General features: G+C 68.1%; 21 protein-coding genes. 11 read left to right on the top strand and 10 right to left on the bottom strand.

Annotated features, from left to right (window positions below):
- Positions 1-7 precede the first annotated feature (7 nt).
- Positions 8-2,011, top strand: coding sequence for a WD40 repeat domain-containing protein (locus tag POL67_RS03610; RefSeq protein ID WP_271915625.1), 2,004 nt, complete (start codon positions 8-10; stop codon positions 2,009-2,011).
- On the opposite strand, the gene POL67_RS03605 is transcribed toward POL67_RS03610, so the two are convergent.
- Positions 1,984-3,930 carry a M56 family metallopeptidase gene (locus POL67_RS03605; protein ID WP_271915624.1) on the bottom strand — a complete coding sequence of 649 codons (1,947 nt, stop codon included), beginning with the start codon at positions 3,928-3,930 and terminating at the stop codon, positions 1,984-1,986. The two genes, POL67_RS03610 and POL67_RS03605, sit on opposite strands and share 28 nt — an antisense overlap.
- Positions 3,927-4,313, bottom strand: a complete 387-nt coding sequence (locus tag POL67_RS03600; protein ID WP_271915623.1) for a BlaI/MecI/CopY family transcriptional regulator — start codon at positions 4,311-4,313, stop codon at positions 3,927-3,929. Before POL67_RS03600 ends, POL67_RS03605 begins: the two co-directional genes overlap by 4 nt.
- Before the next feature lie 328 nt (positions 4,314-4,641).
- On the opposite strand from POL67_RS03600, the gene POL67_RS03595 reads away from it, so the two are divergent.
- Complete coding sequence (locus POL67_RS03595; protein ID WP_271915622.1) at positions 4,642-5,265, top strand: glutathione S-transferase family protein; 624 nt, start codon at positions 4,642-4,644, stop codon at positions 5,263-5,265.
- Positions 5,266-5,268: 3 nt separating this feature from the next.
- Here POL67_RS03595 and POL67_RS03590 read toward each other — a convergent pair whose 3' ends face one another.
- Positions 5,269-5,568 (bottom strand): LysR family transcriptional regulator, encoded by a 300-nt coding sequence (locus POL67_RS03590; RefSeq protein WP_271915621.1) that lies wholly within the window; start codon positions 5,566-5,568, stop codon positions 5,269-5,271.
- Between the two features lie 106 nt (positions 5,569-5,674).
- Between POL67_RS03590 and map the strand changes: the two genes are divergently transcribed.
- The gene (gene map, locus POL67_RS03585) at positions 5,675-6,457 is read left to right on the top strand and encodes a type I methionyl aminopeptidase (RefSeq protein WP_271915620.1); all 783 of its coding nucleotides are present in this window, start codon (positions 5,675-5,677) and stop codon (positions 6,455-6,457) included.
- A 52-nt stretch (positions 6,458-6,509) separates the two neighbouring features.
- Here the strand turns inward: map and POL67_RS03580 are convergent, their stop codons facing one another.
- Together POL67_RS03580 and POL67_RS03575 are read right to left on the bottom strand one after the other, a co-directional pair.
- Positions 6,510-6,842 carry a hypothetical protein gene (locus POL67_RS03580; RefSeq protein WP_271915619.1) on the bottom strand — a complete coding sequence of 111 codons (333 nt, stop codon included), beginning with the start codon at positions 6,840-6,842 and terminating at the stop codon, positions 6,510-6,512.
- Positions 6,843-6,963: 121 nt separating this feature from the next.
- Entirely contained in the window at positions 6,964-9,141 is a 2,178-nt protein-coding gene (locus POL67_RS03575) for a catalase (RefSeq protein ID WP_271915618.1), read from the bottom strand.
- Positions 9,142-9,418: 277 nt separating this feature from the next.
- Here POL67_RS03575 and POL67_RS03570 point away from each other — a divergent pair, with 277 nt between their 5' ends.
- From POL67_RS03570 to POL67_RS03560, 3 genes are all read left to right on the top strand, one after another.
- A complete protein-coding gene (locus POL67_RS03570) occupies positions 9,419-10,318 on the top strand; it encodes an NHL repeat-containing protein (RefSeq protein WP_271915617.1) in 900 nt (299 codons plus the stop codon).
- Positions 10,319-10,436: 118 nt separating this feature from the next.
- Positions 10,437-11,441, top strand: a complete 1,005-nt coding sequence (locus POL67_RS03565) for an aldo/keto reductase (protein ID WP_271915616.1) — start codon at positions 10,437-10,439, stop codon at positions 11,439-11,441.
- Position 11,442: 1 nt separating this feature from the next.
- A complete protein-coding gene (locus POL67_RS03560; RefSeq protein ID WP_271915615.1) occupies positions 11,443-12,066 on the top strand; it encodes a TetR/AcrR family transcriptional regulator in 624 nt (207 codons plus the stop codon).
- A 2-nt stretch (positions 12,067-12,068) separates the two neighbouring features.
- Here POL67_RS03560 and POL67_RS03555 read toward each other — a convergent pair whose 3' ends face one another.
- Positions 12,069-12,458 carry a ribosomal protein bL12 gene (locus POL67_RS03555; protein ID WP_271915614.1) on the bottom strand — a complete coding sequence of 130 codons (390 nt, stop codon included), beginning with the start codon at positions 12,456-12,458 and terminating at the stop codon, positions 12,069-12,071.
- Entirely contained in the window at positions 12,455-12,751 is a 297-nt protein-coding gene (locus tag POL67_RS03550; protein ID WP_271915613.1) for a hypothetical protein, read from the bottom strand. Before POL67_RS03550 ends, POL67_RS03555 begins: the two co-directional genes overlap by 4 nt.
- 77 nt (positions 12,752-12,828) lie before the next feature.
- Between POL67_RS03550 and POL67_RS03545 the strand changes: the two genes are divergently transcribed.
- From POL67_RS03545 to gspC, 3 genes are all read left to right on the top strand, one after another.
- Positions 12,829-14,073, top strand: coding sequence for a S41 family peptidase (locus POL67_RS03545; RefSeq protein WP_271915612.1), 1,245 nt, complete (start codon positions 12,829-12,831; stop codon positions 14,071-14,073).
- Positions 14,074-14,135: 62 nt separating this feature from the next.
- Entirely contained in the window at positions 14,136-15,293 is a 1,158-nt protein-coding gene (locus POL67_RS03540; protein WP_271915611.1) for an alpha/beta hydrolase family protein, read from the top strand.
- A gap of 128 nt (positions 15,294-15,421) precedes the next feature.
- Positions 15,422-16,351, top strand: coding sequence for a type II secretion system protein GspC (gene gspC / locus POL67_RS03535; RefSeq protein WP_271915610.1), 930 nt, complete (start codon positions 15,422-15,424; stop codon positions 16,349-16,351).
- Between the two features lie 30 nt (positions 16,352-16,381).
- Here the strand turns inward: gspC and POL67_RS03530 are convergent, their stop codons facing one another.
- Together POL67_RS03530 and POL67_RS03525 are read right to left on the bottom strand one after the other, a co-directional pair.
- Entirely contained in the window at positions 16,382-17,350 is a 969-nt protein-coding gene (locus tag POL67_RS03530) for a pirin family protein (RefSeq protein ID WP_271915609.1), read from the bottom strand.
- Positions 17,351-17,396: 46 nt separating this feature from the next.
- Entirely contained in the window at positions 17,397-18,746 is a 1,350-nt protein-coding gene (locus POL67_RS03525; RefSeq protein ID WP_308789504.1) for a DEAD/DEAH box helicase, read from the bottom strand.
- Positions 18,747-19,114: 368 nt separating this feature from the next.
- On the opposite strand from POL67_RS03525, the gene POL67_RS03520 reads away from it, so the two are divergent.
- Positions 19,115-19,753 (top strand): SMI1/KNR4 family protein, encoded by a 639-nt coding sequence (locus POL67_RS03520; RefSeq protein WP_271915608.1) that lies wholly within the window; start codon positions 19,115-19,117, stop codon positions 19,751-19,753.
- A gap of 40 nt (positions 19,754-19,793) precedes the next feature.
- On the opposite strand, the gene POL67_RS03515 is transcribed toward POL67_RS03520, so the two are convergent.
- Positions 19,794-20,417, bottom strand: coding sequence for a hypothetical protein (locus POL67_RS03515; protein WP_271915607.1), 624 nt, complete (start codon positions 20,415-20,417; stop codon positions 19,794-19,796).
- 110 nt (positions 20,418-20,527) lie between these two features.
- Between POL67_RS03515 and POL67_RS03510 the strand changes: the two genes are divergently transcribed.
- Positions 20,528-21,505, top strand: a complete 978-nt coding sequence (locus tag POL67_RS03510; RefSeq protein ID WP_271915606.1) for a DUF4423 domain-containing protein — start codon at positions 20,528-20,530, stop codon at positions 21,503-21,505.
- Positions 21,506-21,510: the final 5 nt, after the last annotated feature.

Here is a 21,510-nt window from a genome sequence, read left to right as displayed (position 1 = left end):
AAGGACCATGCGCCCTCGTTCGCTTTTGTTTCCAGCGCTCGCTGCTGTCTTGCTCGCCGTCGGATGTGCGGGACGGGATGCGCAAAAAGCCGCTGCGCTTTCGCCTCGGGCTGCGCCGAAGAAGAGCGCGCCGGCGATGCCGGACGCGCCGCCCTGGCGCGGAAACCCGGGGTTCCTGCACGATTTCAATGAAATTGCCGGGGTGGCGATGTCACACGGGGGCACGCTCGTGGCCGTCGCGGACCATACCCACGGCTCCTTCGGGTGCTTCGCCTATTCGAACTACCGCGTCGCAGTGTATGAAAGCGCGACGCGGCAGGAGATCGCCTCGCTGCGCGGGCATCACGAGCTGTGGCTCGATGCAATGGCATTCACGCCATCCGGCGAAACCCTCGCCATCCTCGCGCACGGAGAGCCCTGGTTCGGACATCCACGCGCGGAGATCGCGCTCCTCAACCCACGCACGGGCGACGGCCACACCTTCGAGGTCGAGCCGCCCGGACCCACTGGCCACCTCCGGCTCTCCGTCGCGAACAGCGCGGTGGCCGTGGGCGTCTTCCCGGAAGGAAACGTCCACGTATGGAAAGTCCCCTCGGGCGAACCGCTCACGACGACCCGTGATCCTTCCGCCGTCGCCATGGCACTCTCCGAGGACGGGAGCATGCTGGCGCTCGTCACGAAAGACAACCGCATCCGATGGCAGCGTTTGCCTGAGGGGCGCGTCGCCTCCGACCTCGCGAGCCCGTCCGGAGCGCCGCGGAGCCTTCGTTTCCAGGGAGATCGCCTGATCTACGAGGCGAAAGATGGCGAGGTCTGGGCCGTCCCCGTCTCCGGGGCCGCGCCGTCGCTCATCGGAAAGGTTCGTCCCGACGCAACGTTCATCGGCGTCAACGCAAACGGCCAGGTGGTCGACGTCTTGCAAAAGGAGGGAGTGGCTACCGTCGCCGAGGGCCCACGCGCCCATGCTCTGCCGTGGCACGGAACCGCGCCCGATATGTTCGACCTCATGAGGCGGCGCGATGAGGCGCATGCCGATGCCGTGGCCGCGCTGTCGCCCGAGGGCGCTCGTGTCGTCGCGGCGCGGGGCTCGCACGTCTTCGTGCGGCGGACGGGCGATGCGGCCGAAGAGACGACGTTCGGTCGCCATCTCCGCGGCACCCCGCGTGGCATAGGCCCGCTCGCCGACGGCGCCGTTCTGCTCGGCGCGGTGTGGAACGACGGGACGGCGCGGATCTGGAATGTACTGACAGGACAACCGGTCGTCCCGGAAAACGGCGCGCTCCCGCCCCTGGTCTCGATGGAGTTCCACATCCTAGGCGCCGTCGCCACGCTCGGCAAGGACGGCACGGCGGTCGTGTGGGAGCGGCAGGGCACGACGTTGAAGCAGCGCCATTCCCTGCGTACGAACGGGCCCGCGAGCGTGGTGAGGTTCGACGCCCTGGGACTTCGGCTCCTCGTTGGGACGAGGCGCGGCGAGGTCGTCGTGGTCGATGTCACGACCGGGAAAACCAAGCGTGTCGTACGCACCGGCGGCAAGGCCATCACCGAGATGGAACCCGAATACAAAGGAACCGTGCGGATCTGGGTCGCTCCGGAGCGCGCCCTCGTGCTCGACCTCGAAACGGGCAAGCTAAGGCCCGACAGCAACGAGGGCGTCATCGACTTGCTCGACGGAGATCCGAATGCACCGACCGAGCCCTGGAGGCCGTGGTTCCACGTCGACTGCTGGGACGCGGAATGCCATCTGTTGCAGGAGAACGGGCCCGATGCCACGGAGCCTCGCCTCCTCCTCGGAAGCTTCGGCGTGCTTGATCAGCCCGGCGCGGCGTTCGTCAGAGCTCACGGGCAAGTGGACACGCTGGCTACCCCGTCCGCCGAGTTTTTCGTATGCCGGAAAGGCGGACGAACCTACCCGTTCTCCCATTGCCGCGACCTCGTCGAGACGCCGGGGCTGCTCGGACGCGTGCTCGACGAGGTTTGTGCTCAGGGCGCCGCGGTTTGTCCGAGATAACGCGCCGGGTCGATCGCCTCGCCATTGTCGCGCACCTCGAAGTGGACGTGCGGACCGCCCTCAGGCGCGCCGACCTCGCCGAGGACATCCCCACGCGTCACGGCCTTGCCCACTTCTGCTTTCACGTTCGCGAGGTGCCGATACCGCGTCTCGATGCCGCGGCCGTGCGCGAGGACCAGCACGAGCTCACCTTTCGTGTTCTTCTCGATGCGGTCGACCGTGCCGTCGAGCGGCACGAGCACGGTGGTCCCGGGCGCGGCCGCGAGGTCCACGCCTTCGTGCGGCGCGCTGGTTTGTCCGGGCGTCGCGCCGCCGAAATGCAAGGTCACGCGGGCGCCGGGCAGCGGGTGCGCCGAGCGGGAGGCCATCTTGCCGCGCACGCGCTCGCGCCACGTATCGTACGTCGTCGAGCGCGCCGCGTGCCGCTCGTTCCACATGCCCGTGGCGAGCGCGCGGTATTTCTCGGTCTCCTCGGAGAGCTCGGCCTTGCCGTCGAGCCACGCGCGCACGCGACCCTCGCCGCCGTTGTACGCCGCGGCCGAGAGCTCGAAGGCGCGCGTCGGGTCTTTCTTGCCAAACTCGACGAACTGCTTGCCGAAGTACGAGGCGCCGAGCTCGAGGTTGTACGCCGGATCGAGCAGGCGCTCGTCGGCATGATCGGCGATGCCGAGCTCCTTGGCGACCGTGACCGCGGTGCCGGGCATGAGCTGCATCAGGCCGAGGGCGCCGCTCGGGCTCTTCGCCTTCGGATCCCCGCACGATTCGACGATCGTGAGGATCGCGATGGCCTCGGGCTCGACGTTGTGCTTCCGGGCGGACGCGGCGATGGCCGATTCCCAGCGCGCGATGGCGGGTGGAAGCCAGGGAATGCCGAGCGCGGCGGCCTGGGCCTTGGCTTCGGTGAGGCCGTGGTTCTCCACGGCGGCCGGTTGCTCTCCGCCACAAGCGGCGAGCGTCGCGAGGGCGAGCCCGAGCGTGCTCGCGAGGGCGAGCGCGGGCGCGGCGAGGGCGCGGCCCGTGGGCGCTTGGGGCGTGGTTCCATCGATCAGACGTCGAATCCTCATGACGAGCGAACCTCCATTCGATCCGAGCGCGAGCTCGGGCGTGCGTGCGCGCATCCCCTCCAGCGCGGCGAGAGCGCGGGCATAACGAACCGGGTCTCCGACGGCCGCCACGGCGTCGTCGTCGCAGAGGTGCTCACGCTCCCTCCGCGCGACGCGGGAGACCCAGTGGACGGCGGGGTGATAGAACAACGCTGCCTCGACGATCGATTGTAGGATGTTCGTCATAAAATCGAACCTGCGCACGTGCGCGAGCTCGTGCGCGAGCAGGGCCGTGAGGCAAGACGGCGGAAGATCGGTGAGCGCGGCGAGCGGCACGAGCACGACGGGCCGGAGCCAGCCGATGACCATGGGCACGTCGACACGATCGGAGCCGAGCAGCCGCACGCCGCTCCGGACGCCGAGGCGCCGGGCGAGTTTGTCGAAGCGAACCGTGAGCGCCGAGGAGACGGGCACCGTGTGATGGCGAATCAAGGACGAGAGGCGCGCGAGCCCCACGGCGATCCGGGCCGACATGAAGAGCGCGCCGGTGACCCACGCCATCACGACGATTGCGGGCCAGAGGGGCGGATGGCCGCCTTCCGCAGGCGCGGAGAGCATGGCCCAGGCGTTCGGCGGGACGAACGGATCGACGGCGAGGGCCGCGTGGAAATAGGCGAACGTGAGCGGCGGCGCGAGCGCCATGAGCGCAAGCGCGGCACAGGCGGCCGTATAACGCGCGGCGGCGTGGCTGCGTGGCAGGCTCGCGAGAGTCGCGGCCAGAAAAAGGGCGATCACCGCGCCTTGCCAGAGGAAATGCAGGAGCGCGAGCCCGAGCGCCGCGACAAACGGCGAGGAGGCGAGGTGTGCGAGGCTCATTTCGACCTCTTTCGCTCGATGTCGTCGAGCAGCGCGCGAATCTCGGCGAGCTCCTCGCGGGAGGCACGCTCGGTCGAGAGCGCGCGCATCACGAGCCGCGACGCCGAGCCGCCGAAGGCCTTTTCCACGAGGTCGTGCACGAGCCCTTTCTGGGCCTGGTCCTCGGGAATGATCGCTCGATACACGTGGCTCTTGCCCGCCTCGTCGCGCTCGACAAGCCCTTTTTGGGCCATGATCTGCATGAGCTTGAGCACCGTCGTGTACCCCGTGCCCTGAACGGGCGTGAGATCCTCGTGGACCTCACGCACCGTCGAGGGGCCGCGGCGCCAAAGGACGCGCAGGATCGCAAGCTCCGCGTCCGTCGGGAGCGACCTGTTCACCATGGGCCCGATGATGTACGAAGCTCTTCGTAGATGTCAAGCGACACGCTGTATTTTCTCCGGGACGTCAGAATCCGTCCACGATGCCCACGACCACGCGGGGCCGCATCGCGGGCCGTGCGCCGTCCACCCCGGCGGCGGCGTGTTCACCGCCGGAGCAATCCCCGCCAAACTCCACGGCTTTCGGGCGGAGGACCACGGGGCCGCGACGGCGTGACCCACGCCGATCGACCAGGCCCCGGTTTTTCCCGGTCGACGCGGGCGTTTTTTTCTCTTGTACTGATCATCCGTTCATGTCAAGTAGCGGGGGCCCAGGGAGGTACTCAAAGAGATGTCCATCAAGTTTTATTTCTCGCCGTACTCCAGCGCGGTCCGCACCCATTGGGCGCTCGAAGAGCTCGGCATCCCGTATGAAGGGGTGCGGATGGATCTAAAAGCGGGCGATCAGAAGAAGCCCGAGTTCCTGAAACTGAACCCGAATGGCAAGGTCCCGACGCTCGTCGACGACGGGGTGCCGTATTTCGAGTCCGCGGCCATCAATATCTACCTCGGGGAGAAATACGGCGTGGCGAAGGGTCTCTGGCCGAAGGCCGGCACGCAAGCGCACGGGCGCGCGATGTCGTGGACGGTATGGGCCGCCGCGTCGCTCCTCAATGCCGGGACGCGGGTCATGATCAATACGTCCCCGGAGGTCCCGGACGAGCAGAAGAACGCGGCGCAGGGCGAAAGCGCGCGCAAAGAATTCGAAGGGCTGCTCGACCTCCTGGACGCGGAGCTCAAGGACAAACCCTACGTGACCGGGGACTCGTTCACGCTGGCGGACGCGCTGCTCGCGGCCGATCTCTGGTGGTACCAGATGGGGGTCGTGCCCTCGCTGGCCCGCTGGCCCCACATCCAGGCGTGGACGGGCCGCTGTATGGAGCGGCCGGCGTTCAAGCGGATCTCGACCGGCTGAACGTCAGCGCGGCGAATCCACGGCGGACGCTCCGGAGAGCACCGGGGCGCCCGTCTGCACGGCCACCACGGCCGCGTCGACCTGCGCCAGAATCGCGCGGGCGTGCGCGAGCATCGTCTCCCCCGACGGCAAGAGGCGCACGCCGCGTGCCGTCCGCTCGAAAAGCGCGACGCCGAGCTCGTCCTCCAGGCTGCGGATCTGCCGGGTGAGCGGCGGCTGCGCGATCCGGAGGCGCGTCGCCGCGCGGGTGACGTTCCCTTCCTCGGCCACCGCCACGAAGTACTTGAGCTGCGCCAGGCTCATGCAACGATCGCTACCACGACTCGCGCCCGGATCCAAGCGCTCCGCGTGAGCCATATCGAAACGGTATTGGATCTCGTCGGCGAGCGCCAGCATCCTCGCGCGTACCATGCCGTCCATCGACATTCAGACGCCCCGCTCCGTCGAAGCCATGCGCCTGGCAGGCCGCGCTGCCGCCGCGACCCTCGCGACCGTGGCCGCACGCCTCGCCCCCGGCGTGCGCGCCGACCAGATCGATCAGTGGGTTCGAGAAGACACCGCACGCCGCGGCGGACGTCCGAGCCAGCTCGGCTACCACGGCTTTCCCGCCTCGGTCTGCGTGAGCCGCAACCACGTGGTCTGTCACGGCATCCCGACCCCTGCGGAGGTCCTCGCCGACGGCGATATCGTCAATGTCGACGTGACCACGGAGCTCGGCGGATATCATGGCGACACGTCGGCGACGTTTTTCATCGGCCGTCCGTCGCCCGAGGCGAGGCACGTCGTCGATGTCGCGCGCCGCTGCCGCGACGCGGGAATCGCGCAGGTCCGCGATGGCGCGCGGCTCGGCGATATCGGCGCGGCGATCGACGAGCTCGCGCGCCGCGAGGGATGCTCGGTGGTGCGCGAATACGGCGGGCACGGCATCGGCCGCTCCATGCACGCCGCGCCCCACGTGAGCCACGTCGGCCGGCGCGGCACGGGGGTCAGGCTCCGCGCGGGAATGGTCTTCACCATCGAGCCGATGGTAAACCTCGGGGGCGCAGAGGTGCGGCTGCTCGGCGATGGATGGACCGTGGTCACCGAAGACGGCTCGCTCTCGGCGCAATTCGAGCACACGGTGGTGGTGACGCGGAAGGGCTGCGAGATCCTCACGCCCGAGCCGGAGATGGCCCTGGCCGCTGCGCTTTAGGCCGCGTGACGGGGCGGCGCCGGCGTCGAGGCCGGCGCCCCACGCACCTGCTTCAGTTACACTGCTTCGCGAGCTGCTCGACGGCCGCGGTGCAGCCCTTGATGAGGCCGTCCTTCGTGGCCGGGTTCGCCGCGAGCGGCTTCCAGGCCTGCGCGCTCTGCTTCATCGCCGGCTCGAGCATGGGCTTGAGCTCGGGCTTCTTGCCCATGCATTCGGCGACCTTCTTGAAGTACGCGTCGCACTCCGGGACGCCAATCGATTCCGCCGCCGGCGCCGCCGCGCCCGCGGCCTCCGTCGGCTTGGTCTCGGTGGTCTCCTTGTTCCCGCAAGCCGCCGCGAGCAACATCCCGCCCACCATCACGAACCCAACCGCGAGTTTCTTCATCTGCGTCTCCGTCCTTTGTCGGCGCGTGCGCCGGGAGGCGGCATCCTGCCACAGGCGCGCGCGACGGATCGAGAAACCGGACGCGTTCGCGCAGAGGGCTGCGATTTCAGCCGCCTCGGGCTCAGGCCGGCACGGCCTCCTTCTCGGCGCGGTTCCAGTGCCGGTGCTGCGCGATCGCCTTGACGAAGCTCTGGATGAAGACCGTGAGGTCGCTCGCGCCGCGCACCGTCACCACCCCCTCGGCCTCGAAGGTTTGTCCCGCCGCCTGCGCGCTCGCCACGGTCACGCCCTTGATGTTCGAGGCGAGGAGCAGCTCCACGCCCTCGCCCGTCGCCCCGATGGGCTTGTTGTGACGGAACGCCTCATTGACGAAATGGATCGGATCCCCGAGCTTTTTCATCACCTCGACGCTTGCCGCCCCGCCGGGCACGAAGACCGCGTCGTAAAGAATGGAGCCGACGTGGATGCTCGCCTGATCGACCTCGACGTCGCCGCCCTCCGCGGCCTCGATCGTGCCGAGCCTCGACGAGATCACCTCCACCTCGGCTCCTTCCGCGACGAGCGCATTGCGCACCGCCGAAAGCTCCGCGAGGCTCACGCCCTTCTCCGCGAGGATGGCGATGCGGCGCGTGCGAATCGAAGTCTTCATGGTGTTCTCCATGCTGAGCGCGGGCGACGCGCCCACCGTGCGTTTCGTCGTGAGCTTCTGCGCCACGGCCTGCGCGGCCTTCTTCACGGTCGCGCCCACGCCCGCGGGCGCCGTGAGCCCGAGCCCGGTAGCGACGGCCTGGCCAAAGGCGACGTCGACGCGCGTGAATCGCTCGACCATCCGCTCGCGGATCGCCTTGCTCGCGCACTTGCCAAGCTCGAAGACGGCCGCTTTCACGAGGTGCTCCTTTTCGGGCATCGACATGCTGTTCCAGAACAGCGTCGCCTGGGTGAAATGGTCCCCGAAGCTCTCGCTTCGCGCGCGCAGCTTCATCCCGGAGAGTTTTTCCGGGTAATGCGTGAACGTGCCCGCGCCGGGGCCCGCGACCATCGGGCAGCCGCCGCCGACGGAGTTCGGCGTGTAATGCGCGCGCCCCGTGGGGACGCGGTGCTGGTGGAATCCGTCCTCCTGGTGGTTGTCCACCCGCGCGATGGGCCGGTTGATCGGGATTTGCGCGAAATTCGGCCCACCGAGCCGCGTGAGTTGCGTGTCGAGGTAGGAGAAGAGGCGCGCGTGCATCAGCGGGTCGTCGGTGAAATCGATTCCGGGGACGACGTTCTGCACGCAAAACGCGACCTGCTCCGTCTCGGCGAAGAAATTGTCGGGGTTCCGGTTCAAGACGAGCTTGCCGACGCGCCGCACGGGCACGAGCTCTTCGGGGACGATCTTCGTCGGGTCGAGCAAATCGAAATCGAAGCTGTCGGCCTCGTCCTCCTCGATGACCTGCAAGCCGAGCTCGTACTCGGGATAGGCGCCCTTCTCGATGGCGTTCCAGAGATCACGCCGGTGAAAATCGGGGTCCTTCCCGACGATCTTCTGGGCCTCGTCCCAGACGAACGAATGCACGCCGAGGAGCGGCTTCCAGTGGAATTTGACGAACCGCGATCTCCCTTCCTCGTTGACGAGCCGGAACGTGTGGACGCCGAAGCCCTCCATCATGCGGAAGCTCCGCGGAATCGCGCGGTCCGAGAGGATCCACATGAGCATGTGCGTGGTCTCGGGCACGAGCGACGCGAAATCCCAGAACGTGTCGTGCGCCGAGGAGGCTTGCGGGATCTCACGGTCCGGCTCCGGTTTGACGGCGTGGACCACGTCCGGAAACTTGATCCCATCCTGGATGAAGAAGACCGGGATGTTGTTGCCGACGAGATCAAAATTGCCCTCCTCGGTATAGAACTTGGTCGCGAATCCCCGCACGTCGCGGACCGTATCGGCGGAGCCGCGGGAGCCGACGACCGTGGAGAAACGCACGAAGACCGGGGTCTTCACGGAGGGATCCTGGAGGAACCGCGCGCGGGTGAGGTCCTTCAGGGATTGATAGACCTGGAAATACCCGTGCGCCGCTGAGCCGCGGGCGTGGACCACGCGCTCGGGGATGCGCTCGTGATCGAATCGCATGATCTTCTCGCGGAAGTGAAAATCCTCGAGGAGCGTGGGACCTCGGGCGGAGACCTTGAGCGAGTTATCGGTATCGTCGATGCGGATCCCCTGATCGGTTGTCAGGTACGTACCGGCCGAATCTTTCCGTTCGGGTTCCAGGTCGCGAATTTTTGCCTGTTCGTCGATCGGAGTCGTCTTGCTCTGCGCCATCGTGCCCTCCCTCTTTGCAGCCTCGACATGACACAGAATCGTCCGCCGAGCATGTCCGTTCGGTCGAAATGGCGAATTCCATCGAAATGAGGAAAGGAATGGCGTTCGTCCCGGACGCGCCCCGCGCGAACGCGTGTGAATGCTCACAGGCTAGCGATTTCGTGCCTGACGGATGTCGATACGGCGGGAATGCTGTAGAATTGCGCTCGCTCGGCGGCGGCCTGCGCGGCGACACGCGGGCGATCTTCCTTCGTCGTCGCCGGGCGGAGGAGGACACGTGCTTCGATTGGCTTGGACTTCGATTGCATTCGTGGTGGCGGCGGCTCTGGTAACGGGTTGCTCAGCCTCCGGGACCACGCCGAGGGGAACCGGCAGCGGCGGCGCAGGTGGCAGCGGCGGCGAGGGCGGCGGCCCGCTCTTCGACGGCGGAATGGAGGCCGACGGCGGCAAGGATTGTAACGAGCGGGCGGAGCTCGTGTATCTGCTCGCGCAAGAGAATGCGCTCTACAGCTTCTCGCCGCCCACGCTCACGTTCCAGAAGATCGGCGTGGTCTCTTGCCCGGCCACGCAGGGCGCGTCGCCCTTTTCGATGGCGGTCGATCGCGACGCAACGGCGTACGTGCTTTACGACGACGGACATTTGTTCCGGGTGAGCACCGTGGATGCGTCGTGTGAAGGCACGTCGTTCGTCCCGAAGACCGGGGCGTTCGGGCGGTTCGGAATGGGCTTCTCGACCGACGGACCGGACGTCACGAAGGAGACGCTCTACGTGGCGGATTACGGCGGCAGCGGGCTCGGGCGGATCGATCTCGCGACGATGGAGCTCGAGACGCTCGGGTTTTACGACGCGATCTTCGACTCGGCCGAGCTCTCGGGCACGGGCGATGGGCACCTGTGGGGGTTTTTCACGACAGCCCCGCCGATCGTCGCCGAGCTCGACCCGAAGACGTCCCACGTCCTCTCCCAGTCGTCACAGCCGAGCCTCGACATCGGCACGGCGTGGGCGTTCGCGTTCTGGGGAGGCGATTTCTACCTGTTCACGTGTCCCGGCGTGGCCTCGCGCATCGATCGATATCGCCCCAAGGACGGGACCACCGTCAACCTGAAGTCGAACATCGGCTTCCGGGTCGTCGGCGCGGGCGTCTCCACCTGCGCGCCGCTCGAACCCCCGAAGTGAAGGCTCGTTTTCCAGCCCACCGCTCGCCATGGTCAGCAAAAGTCGACTGACAGATGTTGACTTTTGTCATCGCGTTGCTGATACTTCTGCCCATCCAGCTTCGCGACAGGAGTCCACCATGATCACGCGTTCGCTCGGCTCGAAGGGTCCTCGGGTGTCGGCCTTGGGCCTCGGGTGCATGGGCATGTCCGATCTCTACGGCCCGTCCGACAGGGCCGAGAGCATTGCCACGATTCACGCAGCGCTCGACGCAGGGATCGATCTGCTCGATACGGGCGACTTCTACGGCATGGGCCACAACGAGCTGCTCCTCCGCGAGGCGCTCGAAGGACGGGCCCGCGACAAGGTCGCCATCAGCGTCAAGTTCGGCGCGATGCGCGATCCTGCCGGCGGCTGGGTCGGCATCGACGGGCGCCCCAGCGCGGTGAAGAACTTCCTCACCTACTCGTTGCGCCGCCTCGGCACCGATTACGTCGACGTCTACCGCCTTGCCCGCGTCGATCCGGCCGTGCCGATCGAGGACACGGTCGGCGCGATCGCCGACATGGTCAAAGCCGGGTACGTCCGCCACATCGGGCTCTCCGAGGCGAGCGCCGACACGATGCGCCGCGCTCACGCGACGCACCCGATCTGCGATTTGCAGATCGAATATTCGCTGGTCTCGCGCAGCATCGAGGCCGAGATCCTCCCTACCGCGCGCGAGCTCGGCATTACGATCACCGCGTACGGCGTGCTCTCCCGCGGCCTCATCAGCGGCCACTGGTCGAAGGATCGCGCGATGGCGCCGACCGATTTCCGGAAGTACAGCCCGCGCTTCGCGCCGGAGAACCTCGACAAGAACCTCGCGCTCGTCGAGGCCTTGCGCGGTATCGCCGAGGCGAAAGGCACGACCGTCGCGCCGATCGCCATTGCGTGGGTGCTCTCGCGCGGGAGCGACATCATCCCGCTCGTCGGGGCGCGGCGGCGCGACCGTCTCACCGAGGCGCTGAGCGCGCTCTCCATCGATCTCGGGCCGGAGGACCTCGCGCGGATCGAGCGCGCCGTGCCGGCCGGCGCGGCCGCGGGCGAGCGGTATGCCGCGTCCCAAATGGCGCACCTCGACAGCGAACGCAAGGCGCATTGACATGGTCGAAGAGGCGCTTACCGCTGAACGTATCCTCGAAGCGGCCGAGGAGGTCCTCCGTCGCTTCGGGCCCGCCAAGGCCACGGTCGTCGACGTGGCCCGCGCGCTCGGCGTCAGTCATGGCAGCGTGTATCGGCATTTCCCGAGCAAGACGGCATTGCGGGACGCGGTGGCGGAACGCTGGCTCACGCGTGTATCGAAGCCGCTCGCGGAAGTCGCCGCCGAAAAGGGCCCGGCCACCGAGCGCCTGCGGCGCTGGCTCGGCCTGCTCTTCGAGCTGAAGCGAAAAAAGGCGCGCGACGAGCCCGAGCTCTTCGCGACGTACAGCAATCTCGTCGCCGACGCGCGGGACGTGGTCCGCGTGCACGTCGAGACGCTCGCCATGCAAGTCGCCCGGATCCTCACGGACGGCGTGGAGCAAGGCGAGTTCACCCTCGACGATCCGGTTGCCTCGGCCTGGGCCGTCTTCCACGCGACGGCGCGGTTTCACAATCCAGTCCACGCGTCGGAATGGTCCGACCCGGGTATCGATGCGGCCTTCGAGGGCGTGTGGTCCCTCATCCGCGGCGGCCTCGGCGCGCGAGAAGCTCCCGCGAAGGCGCGCAAGAAACCCTCGAAGAAATAACCTCAGGATCCGTTTCGCACCTCAGCGTTCGCGCCCGCGGCGGTGAGGGAATCGACAATGACGCGTGCCTCGTCGCGCGTGATCCACCGGCGTACCACGACCGGCGCCGACTCCACGAGGTCCTTCGCCTCTTTCACAGGCATCTCCCACAGCGCACGCACGGCCTTCACGACAGCGAATTTGTCCTTTCCGACGTCCAGGAGGACCACGGAAAACTCCGTGAACACCTCGGCAGGATCCGGCAATGGCGCGCCCATCGTGAACCGCATGGGTTGCGGCTCGACGAACGCCGGGAGCCCGAGGCGCTGGACGAGCTCGTCCGCAAGCTCTCCAAGCTCCTCGGCCGTGAGGCTTTCGAGGTACGCAATGACCTCCTCGCGCGTGAGGCTCATGCCTCCCCCTCCGTCTGCCTTCGCTGGGCAAGCAACGAGAGCACCGCAACCATTCTCTCCTGCTGCGTGGTCCTCGTGACCACGTTCCCCTGCCGATCGTGGGCATAACGCACGCAAAGCCGGCTCTCCGGAGGACGCGTGGATAGAAGGCGGTCGGCTTCGGTGCGCGTGAGCTCCGAGAGATTCGTGACGTGCAAGTCGCAGCGCTCGCACCGGCGCGCGCGTTCGTCGCCCGTCATCACTTGCCAGTCCTCGTGGCAGGGCTCGTCGATACGCAGTGTGCTGAGCTTCATGGAGCTTGATGTATCACGCGTCGGCCCGTGTTCGGAAGGTGCATCGCCGGACGGGATGCGGTAGACATCGCCCGCACATGAGCGAAACGCAAGGCGGAGGCGCCACGTCGCCGAAGGAGAGCCGCAAGAGGGGGCGGAAGGTGTTCCGCCGGATCGGAATCGGACTGCTCTCGATCGTGCTCGGGCTCCTCGGCTGGGATGTCGTCACGTTCGACCGCGGCGCGTGGCAGCGCGATTTCGAGGTGCTCGAGGTCGCGATGGCAAAGGAGTACGCGAACCTCGATTGGATGGTCGAGCATCGCGGCGTCGATCTCACGAAGCTCGACCGCGACACGCGTGCCTCGCTCGGCGGCGCGTTCACGCGGGTGCAGGCCTTCCTCGCCCTCCGTCGCTTCGTTCGCACGTTTCAGGATCCGCATTTCAAGCTGACGCGGGGTGCCGGCCGCCCGAGCGCGCCGCCTTTGCAAAGCGCAGCGGCGCCCGAAACGCCTCCCACTCCCGTCGCGAGCTGCACGGCGGCCGGGTACGAGGCGCGCCCGGTCGATTTTCGTTTTCCCTTCAAGAAAATGCCCGGCTTCACGGCCGTGCACGAGGCGCCCTTCTCCGCGGGTGTGGCCGGCGAGCTCGGCGTGATTCAGATTGCCCATTTCGGGGAGGACAGGTACCTCGCCACCTGCGAGGCAGTTTTCGCCGCGGGAATGGATGAAGATGCCTTGCGACTCGCGGTCCGGGCCAAACTCCAGGAGGCCTTGCAGAGGGCGATCGGAGCGCTGCGGGATCGCGGGGCCAAACGGCTCGTCGTTGATCTCACCGGCAATGGCGGTGGCACCGAGTGGGTCTCGGAAGCCGTGCCTCTGTTCACGGGCAGCACATTGCGACGGAGCGAGGCCCGGATCGTCTCGCCGAGCTGTGATCGGACGCCGATCTGGAAGGGCGAAAAGGTGTGCTCGATCTTCGGCGAGCCGCCCGGGATGGCGACACTCGAAGGCAAAGGCGCCTGGAAGGGCCCGCTGTTCGTCCTCGCGGATCGCGGCACGGGCTCGGCCTCCGAGGATTTCGTCGCCTGGTTCAAGGACAATCACGTGGCCACGATCCTCGGCGTGCGCACGGCAGGCGCGGGATGTGGATACGTGAACGGCGGGGGGCGCGTCGAGCTCCGGGAAATCGGCTTCGAGGTGCGAATGCCAAACTGCGCGCGTTTCCTCGCCGATGGGACGAACGAAGTGGAGGGCATCGCCCCGGATGTCGCCCTCCCGCTCGACAAGTCCGACGAGGAGAAAATCACGGCGCTGACGGCCGCGATCGCCGCGACACGGGATTGAACCCCGCTCGCAGGGATGGCACCATCCAAGGCGTGCGCTGTTCGGCTGTCGGGAGGGAACCCATGCGTCTCGCATCGCTGCTGCTCGTGGTGTCGCTCCTCGGTGCCTGCGGGTCGGCGCCGCCCGCGGCTCCCCGCGCGAGCAGCCCGAAGGCCGCGCCCACGCAAAAAACCGCAGAGCCTGCTCGGCCGCGGCTTCCGAAAGAAGAAGTGACCTTCGCCTTTGATCGTGGCCTCTGGCGTCTCGACGGGACGTTGACGTTGCCCACGCGTGAGGAGGGGGAGCGTGTGCCCGCCGTGGTCATCGTGCACGGGAGCGGCCCCATGTCGCGCGACGGCGTGATGCGTGGACAGATCGGGCTCGGCTTCGGCTTCGAGCTCCCCGTCTACCAGCGCCTCGCCGACGCGCTCGCCGATCATGGGTACGCTGTGTATCGGTATGACAAACGCACGTGCGGCGCATTCAACGATTGCGCCGATGGTGGCTTCACGTCCGTTCCATACTCCCTTCTCGAAGTGGAGTTCGCCACGACCGAATACGTGCTCGACGCCGAGGCGGCGCTCGACGCGGTCGCAGAGCGCCCCGAGATCGATCCCGATCGCCTCTTTTTCGCGGGGCACAGCGAAGGCGGGGAGCTCGTGCCCGTGCTGCTCTCGGACAGGCCGCGGGTGCGCGCCGGGGTCATGCTGGCGCCGCCCTTCCACACGATGACCGTCTTGCTGGAGCAGCAAAGCGAGCGCGTCCGCTGGTCCTTCACCATGGCCGGGCAGCCGGCGCGCGCCGAGGCGGAAGGTCGTGAATTGCTCGCGGCCGCGCAGGCGCTCCGGCAAATCGAGCGAGGGACGCACCTCGGCGCGCCCATCCTCGGGCAGCCGCCGGGCCTGTGGGAATCGTGGATCGAGCTGGCGAGGCGGGCGCCCGAGCTTGCTCGAAAGCTCGACAGGCCGCTGCTCGTGCTCGGCGGGAACTACGATTACAACGTCGCGCCCTCGGAGATCGAGAGCTGGGCGAAATGGCTCGACGGCGCGTCACGCGCCCCGCATCGGGTGCGCGTGCTCGATTGTGTCACGCACGCCCTGAACTGCATCACGCAGCCAGACGCCACGCGGATCAAGCCGGACGACATCGGGCGCGACATCTCCCCCGCGGTGCTCGCAGAGGTGTCGCAGTTCCTCGATGCCCACGCCGCGCGTGCCAAGCTGACAGAAGCAGGGCGCTGATCCGCGGCGCGCGGGCCATTTTGTCGCCCGTCCGGGCGGGCTCCGAGCCGTTCTCGCGGGGATCTGCAACGTTCGAAAGCTGGCACGAGGCTCGCTTGTTCCCGTTGTTCATGGGATTCGACGCCCGTTTGAAACGATGGTTCCCCGCGGTCCTGGTCGTGCTCGTGGGTCTCGTCGCCTATTTCCAGGCAGCCGGGCTCGGACGGCTCGTCTCGTCGAGCCTCACGGGTCCGCCGTTCGAGCCGCTCTCGCCGAGGCCGTCGTCGAAGGTGCGGAATGCGCTGGCCGCGCTGCAAGACGAGAAACATGGCGAGGCCATTCTCGGACGAAACCCCTTCGATTCGATCACCGGCCCCCTCACGCGCCACGACCCGCCGGACGACGGGGCCCCGGAGCCCGCCAAGCCGCTCGGGGATCCGTACGCCGATCCGATCTGCGACGCGGCCAAGGTCCTGCTCATCACGGAGGCTGACGACGCGCTCTGGTCGTTCGCGGCCATTGCAGGGTCGGACGGCAAAGCGACGCTGCGTCGGCTGGGAGACGACATCGGCGGGCGCACGGTGCACGCCATGGCCTGGGATCGTGTATGGCTCCGGCAAGGCGAGGCGCGATGCCAGCTCCCCTTGCACGAGCAGCGCGAGGACAATGCGGCGCGGAAGGAGCCTCGAGGCGCGCCGTCGAAGCCCGCCGCGGGCTCGCGTGTGCCGCCCGAGATCGCGAATGGGATTCGCAAGGACGCGGACAACCATTACGTCGTGGAACGATCGATCGTCGACACGATCCTCGAACGTCCGGACCTCCTTGGCGCGGCGCGTTTCGCGCCCGTGCGCGAAGGCGACAGGGTCGCTGGCCTGCGGGTCAGCGGAGTCCGGCCCGGCTCGTTGCCCAGCATGCTCGGGCTTCAGAATGGGGATCGGCTCGACAACATCAACGGATTCGAGATGGGAGATCTCACGAAGCTGATGGAGGCGTTCGCGCGGCTACGCGCCGCCGACCGGCTCGACGTGCGTATCGTTCGCGGCGGCAAACCCATGTCGATCGGGGTCGAGATGCGTTGAAGCGCACGCCGTCGAGCCGCGCCCGCTTGATCAGCCGCCCGCGAGGCGCCCCGAGCGATAATCCTCGAAGGCCTGCCGGATCTCCTCGGCCGTGTTCATCACGAAGGGGCCGCGGCGCGCAATGGGCTCGCCAATGGGCTGCCCCGCGAGGAGCAAGAGGCGCGCCCCGGTGGCGCTCGTCGAGACGGCTGATCGCCCCGCGCCGAGCACGGCGAGTTCGCCCCGCGCGACGGGCGTGCCCTCCGGCCCGATCCGCGCGGCGCCGTCGATGACGTACACGAATGCATTGTGCTCGATCGGGAGCGCATGCCCAAAGCTCGCGCCCGCAGCCAGCGTGACGTCGAGCAAGCTCGGCGCGACGACGACGCCGTCCACGGGCCCGCGCCGGCCGCCCGCCTCCCCGGCGACCACGCGCACCCGGGCGTCCACGATATCGACCTCGGGAATCGCCGAAGGCGGGATGTCCTGATACCGCGGCTTCGTCATCTTCCGCGCGGCCGGCAGGTTCACCCAGAGCTGAAAGCCCCACATGAGCCCCTGCTCCTGTTTCGGCATCTCGGAATGAATGAGCCCGCGCCCCGCGGTCATCCATTGCGCGCTGCCCGGGCCAAGGCGCCCCCGATTCCCCACGCTGTCCCGGTGCTCCATCGCGCCATGGATCATGTACGTGACGGTCTCGAAACCGCGGTGCGGATGGTCGGGGAATCCCGCGATGTAATCTTCGGCGCGATCGGTGTGGAACTCGTCGAGAAGGAGGAACGGGTCGAGATCGGGGAGCGCCTGGCCCCCGAGCGCGCGCGAGAGGCGCACGCCGGCGCCGTCCCGCGTGGGCTGCGCCTGGACGATCCGCCGCACGGGGCGCGCGTCGGGATCGAGCCCGCCCCCCGCGGCGAGGGGCGAAGGCGCGTCGGACTCACGCGCGAGCAGGGCGAACGTCGCCGCAGGAAGGGCAGCCCCCGCGGCGAGGAGGAAGTGGCGCCTGGTCGGAACACGGGCCATGCACGCGAAGATAACGCGCGCGTGGCCCGTGCACAATCGTCGGAACTCAGCTCCGACGGCCGCGCGGGGGACGCGGCGGGCGCGGGCCCCGGGGGCGCGGCTGCTCGGGCGCGAATGCGCGGCGCGGCTCCGGGCGCGGAGCGGGGCGCAGAGCGGGCATCTCCTCGGCGGGAGGCGCCTGCCCCTCCGCGACGGGAATGCGGCGGCGGAGCAGCTTTTCGATATCCGCGAGCAAGGCGCGCTCCTCGCGATCGCAGAACGAAATGGCGCTGCCCGTCGCACCCGCACGACCCGTGCGGCCGATCCGGTGCACGTAACTCTCGGGCACGTTCGGCAGGTCGTAATTGATGACGTGCGAGACGCCCTCGACGTCGATGCCGCGCGCTGCGATGTCCGTGGCGACGAGCACGGGCGTGACGCCGCGGCGGAACCGATCGAGCGCGCGCTCGCGGGCGCCCTGCGACTTGTTGCCGTGAATGGCGAGGGCCTCGATGCCGGCGCGCACGAGCTGCTCGGAGATGCGGTTCGCCCCGTGCTTCGTGCGGGTGAAGACGAGCGCGCGCTCGACGCTCGACGTCCGCAGGAGACGCTCGAGCAGCGCGCGCTTGTCGGCCTTCTCGACGAAGAAGATCGATTGCTCGACCGTGTCGGCCGCAGCGCGCGCCGGCGTGACCGAGACGCGCGCCGGATCGACCAGGATGTTATCGGCGAGCGCGGCGATCTCGCGGGGCATCGTCGCCGAGAAGAAGAGCGTCTGCCTTTGCTTGGGCAGCGCGGCGACGACGCGCCGCACGTCGTGGATGAAGCCCATGTCGAGCATCCGATCGGCCTCGTCGAGGACGAAGACCTCCACGCGATCGAGGCGCACGAACCCTTGCTGCATCAAATCGAGGAGGCGGCCGGGCGTCGCGACGAGCAGGTCGGGGCCCTTCGCGAGGTTCTCCTCCTGCGGCCGCTGCCCCACACCGCCGTAAATGACGGTGTGGCGGAGGCCGAGGTGCCGCCCGTACGCGGTCACGCGCTCGCCGATCTGCGCGGCGAGCTCGCGCGTCGGCGTGAGGACGAGCGCGCGAATGCCGCCGTGCCGCTGCGTCTTCGAGAGGCGCTGGAGGATTGGCAGGACGAACGACGCCGTCTTGCCGGTGCCGGTCTGCGCGCAGCCCAGCAAATCACGGCCGGAGAGCGCCTCGGGGATGGACTGCGATTGAATGGGGGTCGGACGCTCGTACCCCTCTTTGACGAGGGCGCGCACGAGCGGAGCCGCAAGGCCGAGCGCGACGAACGCGGCGCCCGGGGCCTCGGAGGCCATGGAAACGGGAGCGAGCGGCGCGCTGCTCTCGGCACGCGGCGCCTCGACGGGGGCCGCCGTGGGCCGCCCGGGAACGGAAAAAGTCACGATGAAAATGCTCTCTCGCGGCCCGAACCCGTGAAGGGTGTGCTTGTCGCTCTCCCCCTCCCGCCGAGCCGCCAGGGTTCGGGAAGGGCGTGAAACGACCCGTCTGGCCGCTCCACCGCGGCGCGACACTCATCAAGGTGCGCACCGCCACGCCTTCCCGGTCGCCTTCGTTCGGACGCAAGCACGCAGGGCTCTGCCCGCGCATGCTCGCCGGATAGGATCGTGAGCCCGAGCGTGGTAGCGCACGGCAGCCGCACGCGCAAGCGTCATGTTCGCCACGCTCCGCGCCGCCGAGGCTTGACAGTGCGTCGCGCGAGGACGTCTGATCCGCCCCCATGGCCGCCTCATTTCGTGAACGACTGGAAGCCATGGTCGGAGCGCTGCGCGCGCACCCGGACGTCGAGGTGTTCGACTTCCGTTTCGGCTCCCCGGCCGCCGGCGCCGCGCTCTCGCGCGCGGAGCAAGCCGCCGGCATGACGCTGCCGGACGCTATTCTAGAGTTTTACACGGCGCACAACGGCGTTTTCCTGGAATGGGGCCTCCGCGGCAGCACGTATACCCGGACCGACCCGTACGACTTCCCCGATTACGACGCGCCTCCGGGCTGCATCAACCTGCTGCCCATCGCCGCCGCATTCCAGCCCGACTGGCAGAGGGATTTCCATGTGAATGAGCTCCTGCCAGGGCAGGAAGAGCTCTTCTTCGGCCAACAGCTCGATCCCGAGCGCCCGCTGAAGGCCATCACGCTCGACAACTTCAGCAAGTACAACCACGCCGACTTGATCGTCGGCCCCGAACCCGTGGTCCTCGTGTCCACCGATCACGGGGCCGATCTCGATAGCTCCGACTTCATGTCGTTCGAGACCTATCTCGACGTCACGCTCGCCGTGTTCGGATCGAACCGCTTCGCCGCCGTTCGCGCGGACAAACCTGCACGCCTCATTTCGCCTCGCGAACGGCCGACGCTCGACGCGATCGTGGCGTACGTGCGCGAGGACGAGCGGTAATCCGAGCGGACGCGGCGCGGTCGATCCGAACAATCGGAGCTCAAAAGGTACCGACTTCGCCGAGCAGCGACCCGTTCTCGATCAGGTCCACATGGCCCCGAGGGGTCGACGCGCCCGACTCCCAGCGCGCATCGACGGCCAGCTCGAAGTTGGAGCCGCACAGGGAGCAACTGTCCCCCGACCCACCGCCGGCATACACGTCCGGGAACGGGTTTTCGTCGAAGACGAAGGCCAGGCGAAGGTGCGCGGCCCCGTCGTCGCCCCGATAGAGCTCCCCGCGCTGCTCGTGCGCGAGAATGCCATCGGCGCTCGACGCCTGCCCGAGCACGAGGACCTTCAAATACCCGTCGGCACACTCATTGTTGCGGTCGAAGTAGGCCACCACCGGCGAGCTCTCGGTATCGGCAGCGAGAGACCAGCTCACGGCGCTCTTCGTTCCATTGGCCCACGCCACGTCAAAACTCCCGGTCCCGCCCGTCGCATCGAGGGCCTCCTGGCCGCTCACGCCAAGGGGCGTCGGGTCGGTGAGGCCATGCTCCGCGGCCGGACCCACCGGTGAGAAGGAATCGCAGGGATCGGCACCGATCTCCCCCGTCTGTCCCCCGGTCGTCGAGCATCCCACGAGCAGTCCTGCCAAAGCCCAGCAAGCAAGCCGTACGTTCATCGAAAGCCTCCTTCGCCCCACCAATTGCCGCAGCGCGGGGGCCAGCGCAAGCGCCGCGTAGCGCACATACGCATTATCTATCGTGCCGATCTGCTAGAATCGATGCATATATGCGATACAAGAAGGCGCAGTACGATGGAATCGCTAAGGATTTTTGCCGAGCGATCCGCGGTCGGCGCTCGCAGCGGCAGCTCAGCGTTCGGCTCGGGTACGGGACGAACGTCGCCTTCGGCTGGGAGTCCGGGCGACGCTTTCCCACGCTCCCCACGCTGCTTCGCGTCGCGGCGTACAACGGCGTCGACGTTCATCGCGCGCTCTCGGAGTTCGTGCGCCAGGAGTCGGCCCTCGGCGCAGACGTCGCCGTCTCCGACCCGGCCCTCACGGCCGCCTTCTTTCAGGTCATCAAGGGCGGCCTGAGCAACGCCGAGATCGGCTCCCGCATCGGGCGCAGCGCATCCCAGGTGTCGCGCTTCATGGCGGGCACCTCCCAGCCCCGTCTCCCCGATGTGCTCGCCATCGTCGACGCGACCACCGACCGGCTCCTCGACTTCCTCGCCCTCTTCGTCCCGCCGAGCCAGGTGCCCTCGGTGGCGCGCGACTTCCGTGTGCTGGAGGAGCGCCGCCGGGTCGCGACCGAGCTCCCCTGGTCACACGCCGTCCTGCGCGTCCTCGAGCTCGCGAGCTACGCGGCCCTGCCCTGCCATGACGATGCCTGGGTCGCCGCTCGCCTCGGGCTCCCCGACGACGAGGTGCGCGCGTGCCTCGAAGCCCTGTCACGCGCGGGCCTGGTCCGATGGCATGAGGGGCGGTACGCGGCCACGGCCGAGACGGTCGACATGACCCGAGGCCCCGCCGAGCCGCGGCAACGGTTGAAAGCGCACTGGCTCGACGTCGCCGCGCGCCGGCAGCTTCGCGGCGCTCCGGGGCTGTACTCGTACAACCTGGTCAGCGTCGCGCGCCGTGATCTCGAACGGCTGCGGGCCTTGCACGTGCGGTACTTCCACGAGCTTCGGCAAATCGTGTCGGACTCGCGCGAGCCCGACTGCGTCGCGCTGGTGGCGATGCAGCTCTTCGAGCTGGGCGCGTGAGGCAC

The sequence above is a fragment of the Polyangium mundeleinium genome, assembly GCF_028369105.1.
GTDB lineage: Bacteria > Myxococcota_A > Polyangia > Polyangiales > Polyangiaceae > Polyangium > Polyangium mundeleinium.
Note: the sequence above shows the minus strand (reverse complement) of the source record. Positions and strands in the feature narration are given on the sequence as shown.